At 48.6% G+C, this 12,264-nt stretch carries 12 protein-coding genes; 3 read left to right on the top strand and 9 right to left on the bottom strand.

Going from position 1 to position 12,264, the window contains the following annotated elements:
* From B076_RS11645 to B076_RS0100765, 7 genes are all read right to left on the bottom strand, one after another.
* On the bottom strand, positions 1-101 hold a 101-nt coding region (locus B076_RS11645; RefSeq protein WP_038150296.1), incomplete at its 3' end, for a BMC domain-containing protein.
* Between the two features lie 24 nt (positions 102-125).
* Positions 126-380 carry a carboxysome peptide B gene (locus tag B076_RS0100790; RefSeq protein WP_028485639.1) on the bottom strand — a complete coding sequence of 85 codons (255 nt, stop codon included), beginning with the start codon at positions 378-380 and terminating at the stop codon, positions 126-128.
* Entirely contained in the window at positions 361-633 is a 273-nt protein-coding gene (locus tag B076_RS0100785; protein WP_028485638.1) for a carboxysome peptide A, read from the bottom strand. Before B076_RS0100785 ends, B076_RS0100790 begins: the two co-directional genes overlap by 20 nt.
* Positions 634-651: 18 nt before the next feature.
* Positions 652-2,058: a carboxysome shell carbonic anhydrase gene (locus B076_RS11640; RefSeq protein ID WP_245566290.1), complete on the bottom strand. Its 1,407-nt coding sequence runs from the start codon at positions 2,056-2,058 to the stop codon at positions 652-654.
* Positions 2,059-2,193: 135 nt separating this feature from the next.
* Positions 2,194-4,251: a carboxysome assembly protein CsoS2 gene (gene csoS2 / locus B076_RS0100775; protein WP_084205664.1), complete on the bottom strand. Its 2,058-nt coding sequence runs from the start codon at positions 4,249-4,251 to the stop codon at positions 2,194-2,196.
* Between the two features lie 47 nt (positions 4,252-4,298).
* Positions 4,299-4,643, bottom strand: coding sequence for a ribulose bisphosphate carboxylase small subunit (locus tag B076_RS0100770; RefSeq protein WP_028485636.1), 345 nt, complete (start codon positions 4,641-4,643; stop codon positions 4,299-4,301).
* 58 nt (positions 4,644-4,701) lie between these two features.
* Positions 4,702-6,114 carry a form I ribulose bisphosphate carboxylase large subunit gene (locus B076_RS0100765; RefSeq protein ID WP_028485635.1) on the bottom strand — a complete coding sequence of 471 codons (1,413 nt, stop codon included), beginning with the start codon at positions 6,112-6,114 and terminating at the stop codon, positions 4,702-4,704.
* Between the two features lie 394 nt (positions 6,115-6,508).
* Between B076_RS0100765 and B076_RS0100760 the strand changes: the two genes are divergently transcribed.
* A complete protein-coding gene (locus B076_RS0100760; RefSeq protein WP_028485634.1) occupies positions 6,509-6,895 on the top strand; it encodes a RidA family protein in 387 nt (128 codons plus the stop codon).
* A 52-nt stretch (positions 6,896-6,947) separates the two neighbouring features.
* Here the strand turns inward: B076_RS0100760 and B076_RS13380 are convergent, their stop codons facing one another.
* Positions 6,948-8,102 (bottom strand): methyl-accepting chemotaxis protein, encoded by a 1,155-nt coding sequence (locus tag B076_RS13380; protein ID WP_051347082.1) that lies wholly within the window; start codon positions 8,100-8,102, stop codon positions 6,948-6,950.
* A gap of 382 nt (positions 8,103-8,484) precedes the next feature.
* Here B076_RS13380 and recG point away from each other — a divergent pair, with 382 nt between their 5' ends.
* Both recG and B076_RS0100745 read left to right on the top strand, forming a co-directional pair.
* Complete coding sequence (gene recG, locus B076_RS0100750; protein ID WP_084205663.1) at positions 8,485-10,596, top strand: ATP-dependent DNA helicase RecG; 2,112 nt, start codon at positions 8,485-8,487, stop codon at positions 10,594-10,596.
* 12 nt (positions 10,597-10,608) lie between these two features.
* Positions 10,609-11,157: a chorismate--pyruvate lyase family protein gene (locus B076_RS0100745; RefSeq protein ID WP_084205662.1), complete on the top strand. Its 549-nt coding sequence runs from the start codon at positions 10,609-10,611 to the stop codon at positions 11,155-11,157.
* A 5-nt stretch (positions 11,158-11,162) separates the two neighbouring features.
* Here the strand turns inward: B076_RS0100745 and B076_RS0100740 are convergent, their stop codons facing one another.
* Positions 11,163-12,242, bottom strand: a complete 1,080-nt coding sequence (locus B076_RS0100740) for a hypothetical protein (RefSeq protein WP_157753483.1) — start codon at positions 12,240-12,242, stop codon at positions 11,163-11,165.
* Positions 12,243-12,264: the final 22 nt, after the last annotated feature.

Raw genomic sequence — 12,264 nt, 5'->3', positions numbered from 1 at the left:
AAACGAACTTCCGCCGCCTTGGTCATTGCATCCGCCGCTTCAATCGCCGGTACCAAACCGCGGGTTTCGATCATTCCTAAAGCAATTCCATATTCGCTCATGTTATTTCTCCTGTTACATCATTATTAAGTCGTTTTTGGCGGCCAATTATCAATAATTCCGGCTACCGTTAAATCCGTTAAAATCTTGTCGTCACCCGCAGCGGTTCTGGCCGCCGAATTGGCGATGGTAAAAACCCAATCTCCGGTTTTCACACCAATCGGATCCAGTGCCACCAAAGTGGCACCTGATACGCTTTGTAGCACCTTGATGGGAAGATGACCCATCCCATCAAGCCGACTGGTCATAATCAGTCTGTGTTTAACTTGATGTATCTCCATCGGTGCTCACCTCCCATCTGTCAATGATCCCAACAATGGTTAAATCACTGGGATATCCCTTGATGCCGCTGGCATCACGTGCGGCCGAGCTACCTACACATAAAACCCAATCTCCCGGCTTACAGCCGACTGGATCGACCGCAACTTGAGGGGTTCCACCCTCCTTCTCCGCTACCACCAATAGAGGCTTGTGCTCCATACTGGCGATGCGGTTGGTGGAGACTAAGGTTTTTTCAACTTTAAAAATCTTCATCCTATCCCTCCTTCTCCGTTACAGCGATATCAGACCGGGAATCTTCTCAGCCGCATGATTACCAGTGTTGTCTCTCAGCGTACACAAGGTTTGCAATTGACTTTTTGCCGATAAATCGGCGTAACGATCATGCAAGGCTTGCTCAATCCGTCTGGCTTTTTCTTCGGCCCGATCTCTCGATCCTGGTACTCTTCCGTCATAGTCACAGCGAATAATGATTGGAATCGGCAAACCTCTTTTCAGGTTCAGGCCGGTAAAAATCTTAATGCCAACATTGACGTCATTCAGTCCTTCTTCAACAGTATCCAAAAAACTGTAATAAGTCAGGTTACGCAGCTGAACTTCTTCAAACCCGTTACCGATGCCAATAAATCTTTCTGCATGTCCGATATCTGAATAACAACCGTTTTCAAATTTTTGAACATACGCAATCTGAGAAAAATTATTCTCAATGAACCAAGCAATCAGTTTGTTCATCGATTCAACCGGTGCGCTGGAACCCAATTGCACATTGCACTGGTCAACCACTTGTTGAATGCGATCTCTGGCTTGCTCGGCATTCATATTGTTTGTCTGGTGGAAAAGCGCGTCGGTTTCGACAAAGCGTTTTAGACACACTTTTCCTTGTTGGTTTGGAACGTGTATTTTCAGACTATCGTCATCCGTATTCATTCCAATTAACAGCGTTTGCACGGTCGAACCGCACCCAAACCGGTTTTCAATGGCCTGTCTGAAATCTTTCAATTTTGACAGAGCCGCTTCAGCCGCTTTGGCATCATCACTGCCGTGTGCCGCACATCCTTGATGATGTGGATCGGACTTGGAGTAATGATAAACCGCTATCTTTAAATAACGTGTCGGTTCATCGGCTGAATTGGGCACGCCATTTCTAAAACGGCTATGCTCAATAAACACCCAATTACGCACGCTTTCACTTACATCAAATAAGGCACCCGCATGGGCTTTCCTTCTGGTTACCGAGTAGGGCAGTCTCAGTACATAGCTGATGAAATGTGCTAAACGTCCATCGGCACAAGGGGCAACCCCTACCGCATGAAAACCCGCTTCTTTGAAAACCCGCTCTGCCTGGGTTTTGTTTTGACCTTGCAACGGATCCTGTTCAAAGAATTCTTTAGACATCGACATGAATTGAGCAAAAACGCATTCTCCATAAAAAGCATTGCTGTCAAATCCGTTTTCGGTAAATTTAACAACCTGCTCTTGACTGAGATGAATCCCCAACTCTTTTCTGACAATCTCCGCAAGCACTTTGTTGAAATCCGGACGCTTCTGTTGCACCAGCAGTCGCTGAACAACGGTTGCGATCTCATCAAATCCGGCTTTAATACGCATTTCATAGTCGCGCAATAATTCATTCTGTGCTGCCTGAACCAAAGGATTGCCCCCAACTTCGGTTGAAGTCAAGGATCCCCTCTCCAGCCCATCAGAAGCCCCATTGAAAGCTTGCTTCTTGAGATGAGCTGGCGGAGGTATTGGCCGCCAGAACAAAGATTTTTCACGATATTTTGCGTTTAACATCTTCATCACCTATTCACTGAACTATGCTCTGGCTCCGCCAGACAAAGTCACTTTCGCGCCTTCACCGGTATTCCCGGCTGATCCCGTGATCGGGCTCTGAGGAACTTCTTCCATTGAGTTTGGTCTATAATTAGACGCCCCCATTGGAGATTGTCCCTGCATCCCTCGAATCGAAGGATTGCGCTGGGTTGCCCATGGCCCGTCGGTACCAGTTACCTTGGTGCCTCTGTCCCAACCGTCACCAGTGATGACGCTACCTTGAGGTGCAGCTTCAACTTCCGGTAAAGGCTGTGACATATCTACCGAGGCAGCATCCGACATCATGATCGGAAAATCCGACTCTCCCGGGTTGGCCGCCTGAGAGCTTTGGCACATTGAACTGGTTTGATCAGCACCTTGATAGTGCGTTCCTGAAACCAATTCACATGCACCTTTCTGCGCTCCGGTCAAACCTTGCGGCCCGGGTTGGATTCCTGTCAAAGCGTGTCCGTTTTGACGCGCCATGGGTTCATGCTTTTTTTGCGCGGCTGACTGCTCCTCAGCAGAACAACTGGCTGCAAAAGATTCCTTACCCATATACGGTGTTCCACTGACCGCCTTACAGCGTCCGGCTTCACCACCGGTAATGTTGTCATTACCACCGCTACGATCGCCGGTCACGGTTTGCCCGGAAAAGGTACCTGACACATTGACCTTTTTAGGGGTCGTTGTTGGTGCCGAAGTTTGACAAACCGTCTCTACTTCTTCCTTACCCTGATAACCCGTACCAGTCACATTTTTGCAGTAGCCACGATCGCCACCCGTTACCGATTCTGGACGACCAACTTGCGTACCAGTGGTTGCATTACCGGCAAAGGTACTCGACATCACCACTTTCTTAGGCGCTTCCTCAGTGCCTCTTGATTTTGGCTGAATCGAACCGGACATGGCCGGGTAATCATTACCGCCACTGACTTTTCGCTCACTACCGTTCAAAGAATCTGATCGGCCACTATTGGATTTTGGCGATGGACCCGGGTTGATGGTAAACCCACCTTGCGGAGCCGCTCCTTTATCCATTTTCGTACCACAAATCAAATCACTTTGATCGGCTGGCAAATAGTCGGTGCCGGTAACACCTGAACATTGTCCTGCGCGATCGCCGGTCACGCTCTTGGCTTGACCCATTTTGTTACCGCTGATCGTTTGACCTTTGGTGGTTTGCGTGGTTGTCACCTTCGCCGGTGCGGCTTTAGGAGTGTCGGAACAATGTGCTTTGAACTCTTCCATTCCTAAATATTCCGTACCGCTTACCAGTTGACAAGCACCCGTCTCTGCTCCGGTTAAGGCGCCTTGACCAAGGGTTGTCCCGGATACGGACTGACCACTTAAGGTTTCTGACATTCCAACCTTTTCAGGTGCGTTGTTCGTACGACTTCTTGAGCTCTGACGCTTTTTAGCTGTCTCAGGTGTCGCACTGCAACTGGCCTTACCTTTACTGCAACGTTGCGCTCTTACCGAGCGAGCAATTTCGCGAGTCGAGGCGTCCGGATTGGCCATTTTGGCAATAGAGCCAGTCTGTCCAGTCTTAGACTTGTAAGCCGTTTCGCCTGCCTTACCTTTTGCCAATGCCTTACGCCATGCTTTAGACATTTTGCGTCCACTGTTATCTGCAACGGCTGTTGAGTTAACGGTGTTTCTGCGCCCTGAAGCATCAGCACGATTGGCTTTTGCTTTAGGTGCTGTCTTAGCACGTGGTTCAACAATCGGCTCAGGCTGTTTCTTTTCCCGTGCCTTGGCTTTAGGGTGAGGCTGACTACTTGCAGTTTGTCCACGCGTCGTTTGCTTTCTTCTTTGTTTAGCAGCCTCTCTTCCTTCTGCAACCACAACTGGCTGAGCAGGACGAGCGGGTCTTCTAACTGAAGGCTCTACCACCTCCCGTCTCGGTGCACTGGGTGCACTTTCGACGGGAACCGGAGCCGGAGCTGGAGCGCTCTGTGCCCGGGTAGGTATCGCTGGCGCATTATTACCAGAAGCTCTTGATTTGCGGCGTGCCATAGCTTGTGCGCGCCCACTAGGGGCATTTGTCATTCCACTCATGCTAAAGGCCTCCCTTTATTCATTGCTTAAGTTCTTACAACCTTGACTTACATGCCTCTTGGGCGATATACCACAAAGTTGTGTCCCTGACACTGCGTGTAGTTGTCATAACCAATTACACGAATCAAATGATCAGGATAGGCTTGACGACAAGCTTCAATTTCCTGAAGTACCAGGTTAGGATCACGCATACCGAAGAAAGGTAGCTTCCACATACCCCAGTAATGGCGAGAGGCTTTTTCTGGAACTTCATGCTCTAGAGCAGGTGTCCAGCCTTGGTTGATGATGTATACAATTTGGTCGTAAATCTCGTCGGCATTAAAATCCGGAAGGAATGAAAAAGTCTCAAGCGTATACTTAGTACGATAATCATCAGTCATTAAGTTACTCATTTGTAATCTCCTACAATTTAAATAATGTGCTTCGTGTTTAAGCAATCATTAACCGGTTTTAGCCATCCAACTTATCAACCGTATCAAATTCAAACTTGATCTCTTTCCAAGTTTCCAATGCCACAGCCAACTCTTTACTGTGTCGTGCTGCATCACGAAGAATGTCACCACCCTCACGCTCAAGGTCACGACCTTCATTACGTGCTTTAACACAAGCTTCCAATGCCACACGGTTAGCTGCTGCACCCGCTGCGTTACCACCTGGGTGACCCTGTGTACCACCACCAAACTGTAGTACGGAATCATCACCAAAGATGTTGACTAGTGCTGGCATGTGCCATACGTGGATACCACCTGACGCAACAGCAAACACACCTGGCATAGACGCCCAGTCTTGGTCGAAGAAGATACCGCGTGAGCGATCTTCTGGGATAAAGTCTTCACGCAATAGGTCAACAAAACCTAATGTTGCACCACGGTCACCTTCCAGCTTACCAACAACCGTACCAGTGTGTAGGTGGTCACCACCTGACAAACGCAAACACTTAGCCAATACGCGGAAGTGAATACCGTGCTTAGGGCTACGGTCGATTACGGCGTGCATAGCACGGTGAATGTGTAACAACATTCCGTTTTCACGACACCAGTTTGCAAGTGTAGTGTTTGCAGTGAAACCAGCGGTCAAGAAATCGTGCATGATGATTGGCTGACCCAGTTCTTTAGCGAACTCGGCACGCTTTAACATCTGCTCAACCGTACCAGCGGTAACGTTCAGGTAGTGACCTTTACGCTCACCAGTCTCTTCAGTCGCTTTATCTACGGCTTCGGCTACGAACTCAAAACGGTTCTGCCAGCGCTGGAACGGCTGTGAGTTGATGTTTTCATCATCTTTGGTCAAATCAAGACCACCACGAAGACACTCATAAACCGCACGACCGTAGTTTTTAGCCGAAAGACCAAGCTTAGGCTTGATGGTACAACCCAACATCGGACGACCATACTTGTTCAACTTGTCACGCTCAACCTGAATACCTGCTGGAGGACCCATACACGTTTTAACGAACGCAACTGGGAAACGGATATCTTCTAAACGTAGAGCACGTACGGCCTTGAAACCAAATACGTTACCTACCAAAGAGGTCAATACGTTAACCACTGATCCTTCTTCAAACAAATCTAGCGGGTAAGCAATGAATGCGTAGAACGCTTCTTTATCACCCGGAACATCTTCAATTCTGTAACAACGGCCTTTGTAGTATTCCATATCCGACAGTAGATCCGTCCATACGGTTGTCCAAGTACCAGTTGAACTTTCTGCAGCCACGGCTGCAGCCGCCTCTTCACGAGGTACGCCAGCTTGTGGCGTTACTTTAAAACACGCTAATAAATCTGTATCTAGCGGTGTATAATCAGGCGTCCAATAGGTCAACTGATAATCTTGTACACCGGCATCAAAAGTTTGTGTAGACATAGAATTTCTCCTCTTAAGGTTTGGAGTTGAATTAAATTCAGGGTCAATATTAGAGAGAAGACTTTCCATTGACTAATTGAAAGAAACGATATTTAAGATTGAGTGAACTCTATATATAGAAGTTTTCAATGCTCGTACACCCTGGTTAAGCCCTTGTTTTATAAGAATAAAAGAACAGCAATTAATCCTGTTCAAGACTGGGGTTTTTAGTTAAAAAAACTCAATGCGATGTGAAAAAAATAGAATTTTCAACTTGTTACCAATTTTGACAGGCCTGCTCATTTTGTTAAAACACATTTAACCCTGATTAAAATTCAATTCCTGACAGGCCTGTTCATTTTGGATAAAATGGCCCATCAACAAGCCCATTAATATCAGAATAAAAGGACCCTACATGCGAGACATCATTTCAACCCCCAATGCCCCCCAAGCAATCGGAACCTACTCACAAGCGGTACGTTTTGGAAATACCGTTTATCTCTCCGGTCAAATTGCCCTTATTCCGGAAAGCATGGAGTTGGCGCAAGGCGAAATCAGTGAACGCATTCACCAAGTCTTTAAAAATCTGAGTGCCGTATGTGAAGCAGCGGGTGGCTCCTTGCAAGATATCGTCAAACTGAATATTTTTCTCACCGACATGAGTCACTTTGCGACGGTGAATGAAATTATGGCCGAATACTTTGTACAACCTTATCCGGCTAGAGCCGCGGTGGCGGTTAAACAATTGCCTAAAGACACCGATGTGGAAATGGATGGTGTGATGGCGCTGTCGAGTTATTGATGATGTGACGATCGATGCGATTTAACCCGTCTGAGTAGACGGGTTGACAATGTCAGGTAGTCTCTCCGTCACTGCAGAGTAAACGCTTGTCAGCTTCCCCGGCGGAGGCTATCACTTCTAACGCTTGTTCTACTTGTGCGCTGGCCACTTCCATTTGGCTTAAAAATTCAATTCCACCCAGCTTATCCCCCAGCTCAAAAGCTTGCAAAGCCTGCCTGCCAAGGTTGTGAACTTCTATATGTGGCTGCTCAAGCTCACCATATCCGGGCAACTTCGAGTAACAATTCACTCCCTCACCGCGATAATACCACTCTCCAAGACGACAATGCTGATGATCACTCAGAGCCTCCGCCGTCAAATCGGACAATCCCATGAACACCTTGTAAATTTCCATTTTAAAGACGTTATGATCGACCTTTGCGGCACTCACAAAGCTACGTAACGCCCCAGCGGAAATAATACCCTCCATACTTCGATTTGACTCAATCAGATCGGAAATGCTTCGATTGGCGGATTCCCCCTTTTGACTCAAATGACTGGCTTGTTCGGAGAGGTCCATGATCTGGCTCTGAGAACTTTTAACTTCATGCTGAATCTGCGAAACCAACTTAAAAATATCTGCTGTCGCCTGTGCGGTTTTGGAACTCAACATCCGCACTTCGTCGGCCACCACTGCAAACCCCCGACCAGCTTCTCCGGCACGCGCTGCTTCGATGGCCGCATTCAAGGCCAACAGATTGGTTTGCTCAGAAATATCTTCAATCAAAGAGATGATTCCGCCAATCGCCTCAGCACGTTCTTCGAGCAAGGTCACCGATGTGGAAGTACCAAGCGCCACTTCATTCAACTGCTGGATACCTGTAGAAATTTTGCTCAAATCATGTTGCGCCGACTGTGAAACCTGTAACGATCCCAATACATCCTGGCGCCCGTTTGAAAGGTTATCCCCCAGCGTATTCATATTGTTTTGAAACACTTTAATGCCGTCTGCATAAGCACCCAAGGACTCAAACAGGCGTTTAACCGAAGTCTGATCAAACTGATCTTCTGAATTGGAGGCAAGCTCATGTCGAGCACTTTGCAATTGCTGCTCCAAGTTTTCAATGGTTTGACTCTGACGGCTATTTTCAGCCTTTAGTTGATCGAACTTCTGCTGTAAATCTGCCAGCTGTCGCTGTAATTGTTTAAATTTTTTTCCAAAAAACATAGCATTCACCTTCTAAAATCCAAAAAACTTTAGCACTAAACATGCCACCACAGAAGCATAAGCTATATAAAGTACGTATCTAAATGGTATGGATTCACTCGTTTGCCACTCTCTTAAAAGTGAGGGCTGTATGCTTGTTAACAATAGGTATTTTTTCAAATCTCAGATTTCATCGCACAAGGCTAAATCGCCTGGTGACCACTGATGCCTGCAAATAGCCGCGTTGCTTAATGCGCAAGCCTTATGATCTTTGACTTTTCACGTGAAACATACAAAACTCATCGCAACAGGAAGCATTTAACCTTCAAGGCAGTCCTGCATATCGCAACCAGGCCTGCCGGTTTTTGATAAAATCGTGTCATTCACCTACTTGATGACATCCATGTTAGCCAGCTACCCCATTCAAAACTTAAAAGGCGTCGGCCCCAAACAGCTCGAAAAGCTCCAGCGCCTCGGTCTTTCGACGGTTCAGGATTTGCTGTTTCACCTGCCGCTGCGCTATCAGGACAAAACTCGTCTGACTCCCATGGAAAACCTTCTGCCGGGTCAGGAAGTGCTGGTTGAGGGTGCGATTTTCTCGCAACATCTCACCAAAGGTCGCCGCAGCAGTCTGTTGGTTAAAATTCAGTCACCCGGCGGGGTGTTTTTAACTTTGCGTTTTTTCCATTTTCATTACCGTCAGGCGCAACAGTTCACCCGCGGAAAAACCCTGCGGGTATTTGGCGAAGTGCGCACCGGACCTAACGGCTTTGAAATGGTACACCCCGCCTATCAATTCATTGATGCGCAGAACCCTCCTTCTTTGGAAGATACGTTGACCCCCACTTACCCGACAACCGAAGGGTTTGGACAGGCCAGCCTGCTCAAGTTGATGAAACAAGCCTTGGCTCTTTTAAAGCAGTACCCGCTGGAAGAGCTCCTGCCCGCCGAACTGCTCAAGGCCGAAAACCTCCCCGACCTGAATAAGGCCATTGTCACCCTGCATCAACCGCAGCCGGATGACGACCTTGGGCTGATCAAACGATTTCAACACCCGGCGCAACAACGCTTGATTATTGAAGAACTCATTAGCCACCAGATTGGTCTGCAGCAGCTTCGCCAGCTGGAAAAGCAACGCCTTGCGCCGGCTTTACCGCCCAGTCGAATGGCCAGCCGCTTGATTGCCTCCCTGCCTTTCACACTGACGGCGGCCCAACAGCGGGTGTTGCAGGAGATTCATCAGGATTTATCTCAAGCTCATCCCATGCAGCGCCTGGTTCAGGGAGATGTGGGTTCCGGAAAAACCATTGTCGCGGCGCTGGCGGCCATCCAGGCCGCCGAGGCCGGTTATCAGGTCGCCATTATGGCGCCAACGGAAATTCTCGCCGAACAGCACCGCAATGCATTCACTGAGTGGCTTGAACCGCTTGGCATCGAAACCGCCTGGCTCAGCGGAAAAATGAAAGCGGCGGAAAAACGCCATACCTTGAGTCGAGTGGAATCCACACAGGCCAAGGTGGTGATTGGCACCCATGCCCTGTTTCAGGAATCGGTCAATTTTGACTCTTTAGGCTTGGTGATCATTGACGAACAACACCGCTTCGGCGTGCATCAACGCCTCTCTTTACAACAGAAAGGCCAAAAAATCGTGCTGGAAGACGATAACATCCAAACGAACGAAAGTACGGAATATCACCCGCATCAGTTGATTATGACCGCCACGCCTATCCCGCGCACGCTGGCCATGACCGCCTACGGCGATTTAGATCTATCGGTGATCGATGAGCGCCCGCCCGGACGTCAATCCATCGATACCGCCGTCATCAGCAATGAAAAACGCGGGGACGTCATGAGCCACCTGGCCGAGAAATGCCAACAAGGTGTGCAGGCTTATTGGGTTTGCCCGCTGATTGAAGAGTCCGAATTGCTGCATGCCCAAGCGGCAGAAGTCACCGCCACGCAATTTGCCGACCGCTGGCCGCAACTGCGCATCGGATTGATTCATGGCCGTCTAAAAGGTGACCAGAAGGCGCAAGTGATGCGGGCTTTCAAAGCGCACGAACTCGATCTTCTGGTGGCCACCACTGTGATTGAAGTCGGGGTAAACGTGCCTAATGCCAGTCTGATGATCATCGAAAATGCAGAACGTTTGGGCTTGGCGCAACTGCACCAATTAAGGGGACGTGTCGGTCGTGGAAGTCTGAAAAGCCATTGCGTACTGCTATACCAGCCACCGCTTTCGGAAACCGGAAAAGCCCGCCTGCAAATCATGCGTGAAACTGATGACGGTTTTCGAATTGCCGAAGAAGACCTAAAAATACGCGGGCCGGGCGAAATTCTCGGCACTCGTCAAACCGGCGGTTTACAATTTCGTATCGCCGATTTGAAACGTGACGGCGTCTGGATTCCTTTGGCGCAATATTGGTCGGCTCAACTGGTTGAAAATGATCAGGCTGAGGTTAATAAACTGCAAGAACGCTGGATCGGCGAAAAAATCGAATACCAACATGCTTAAAGGTAAAATGTTTTGATTCATACACACTGGAAGCCGGCCTCACTGCTCAAACGCCTGCCCGTTTCTAAGGAAATGGCCTCGTGGCTGAGTACTTCGGGTTCGTTAACGCGTAAGATTCGACAGGCCTGTCCGACTATGCAGGTTGAAGTTCTGTCTGAAGGCTGGCAATGTCCGCTACCGAGTGAGGCCCGGGCTTTAGGCCTGAGTTTGCATCAAAAAGTCTGGGTTCGTAGCGTGGTGCTTAAATGTGGCCACACTAGCTGGGTGTTTGCGCGCACCGTCATTCCAAACCCACCATTCGCCAACCCCTGGTCTTGGCTTCAAAAACTCGGCAACAAACCTTTAGGAGAGGTCTTGTTTGAACTCAAGAACGTAGAGCGCTCGGATTTTGAATTCAGCCAGCAGTCGGTTGATGACTGGCCACTATTAAACCGGCATTTGAATCAAAACGGCTTAATACAGTCTGACAAAAAATGTTTTGCCCGGCGCTCTCTGTTTCGTCAACAGCAAGCTCCGCTCTTATTGACCGAAGTATTTCTATCGCCGATTCTGCAAAAATGAACCTTTTAAGGCTCGAAAAACCGCATCTCCAGCATCAACATCAAGGTCAAGTCGGCTTTTGAAAAGTCATTACTTTCCGAGAAAGCCACGCCGGGCTCCACCTCAAAATAAAGCCAGTTTTTATAGGCGAGTTCTCGCCAGTTGAGCGCAGCGCCATAGTCGGTAATATGCGTGCCGACATCGCGGGTATCCCAGCTCCAACGTGCCTGATAGGTTAACAGGCGATGTGGATTGACCTTCTGATAAAGCAGTAAGCGTTGTGTCAGGTCATAATACTCGTCGTCATGCCACCAAACCCCGTCCGTCTGGCTACGGAACAGATATTCCGCATCCAAGTCTTTATCGAATACCAGCTTGGATTCCAGACCTGGGCCGGCATAACGCTCCCAAAACAGATTTTGACTCATACGCGTGGTCCAACCACCCTCAACGGGCCACTCGTAACGCTTTTTGAGACGGACATAAGGATCGGGATCGACAATGTTTTGGAAATTGATCCCGAAATCGAGCAAGGTAGCCAGCTTATCAAATTCCTCTAGAGCCACCTGAAATCCAAGGGAGGTGGTGCCTTCCTGTTCAATCACCTCACGCGCCAAATCATCATTGACCTGACCTTTGACGCTGGTATCTTCGGAGGTGATCAGAAACTGCCAGCGCTTCTGAATTTTTGGCAAGGCGAACTTGGCACGCAACCTCATAGACATTTCTACCTGTCCGGAATCGTGAAACACCATCGGCGTCATAATATCCAAACGATTGCCGACGGAGCGCTCGAAGGCTTCGTCGGAACCGAAATAATCATCAATGCCTTGTCCGGTTGCCTGAACATGGGTGCCTAACCATCCCTGAAAACGCTCCAGGGTTTCAATACCCTGCAATAACCAGGTGTCTTCGACCCCTTGTAGCAGGTAAGAGTTTTGAGGGGGGTTGGGCTTTGTCGGACCTTGCTGAGTCTGCGGAGTTTGGGAATCGGATACGGTCGGGTCGCTATCTGGGAGAGAGGGAGAAGCAGTCAGAGACAAAGGCAGGATTAACACCCCAAACCCACACAAGCCGTTTATAATGTGACGTTTAAAGCAACTCAAAAGAATCACACCCCGATATCCA

Source organism: Thiomicrorhabdus chilensis DSM 12352 (assembly GCF_000483485.1).
Classification (GTDB): Bacteria; Pseudomonadota; Gammaproteobacteria; order Thiomicrospirales; family Thiomicrospiraceae; genus Thiomicrorhabdus; species Thiomicrorhabdus chilensis.
This window is presented reverse-complemented; position numbering and strand designations above follow the sequence as displayed.

Excerpts from the sequence above, each read along its gene's own strand:
- B076_RS0100765 (WP_028485635.1), bottom strand. The coding sequence starts at position 6,114 with ATGTCTACACAAACTTTTGATGCCGGTGTACAAGATTATCAGTTGACC.
- csoS2 (WP_084205664.1), bottom strand. The coding sequence starts at position 4,251 with ATGAGTGGAATGACAAATGCCCCTAGTGGGCGCGCACAAGCTATGGCA.
- B076_RS0100785 (WP_028485638.1), bottom strand. The coding sequence starts at position 633 with ATGAAGATTTTTAAAGTTGAAAAAACCTTAGTCTCCACCAACCGCATC.
- recG (WP_084205663.1), top strand. The coding sequence starts at position 8,485 with ATGTTAGCCAGCTACCCCATTCAAAACTTAAAAGGCGTCGGCCCCAAA.
- B076_RS13380 (WP_051347082.1), bottom strand. The coding sequence starts at position 8,102 with ATGTTTTTTGGAAAAAAATTTAAACAATTACAGCGACAGCTGGCAGAT.
- B076_RS0100790 (WP_028485639.1), bottom strand. The coding sequence starts at position 380 with ATGGAGATACATCAAGTTAAACACAGACTGATTATGACCAGTCGGCTT.
- B076_RS0100760 (WP_028485634.1), top strand. The coding sequence starts at position 6,509 with ATGCGAGACATCATTTCAACCCCCAATGCCCCCCAAGCAATCGGAACC.
- B076_RS0100770 (WP_028485636.1), bottom strand. The coding sequence starts at position 4,643 with ATGAGTAACTTAATGACTGATGATTATCGTACTAAGTATACGCTTGAG.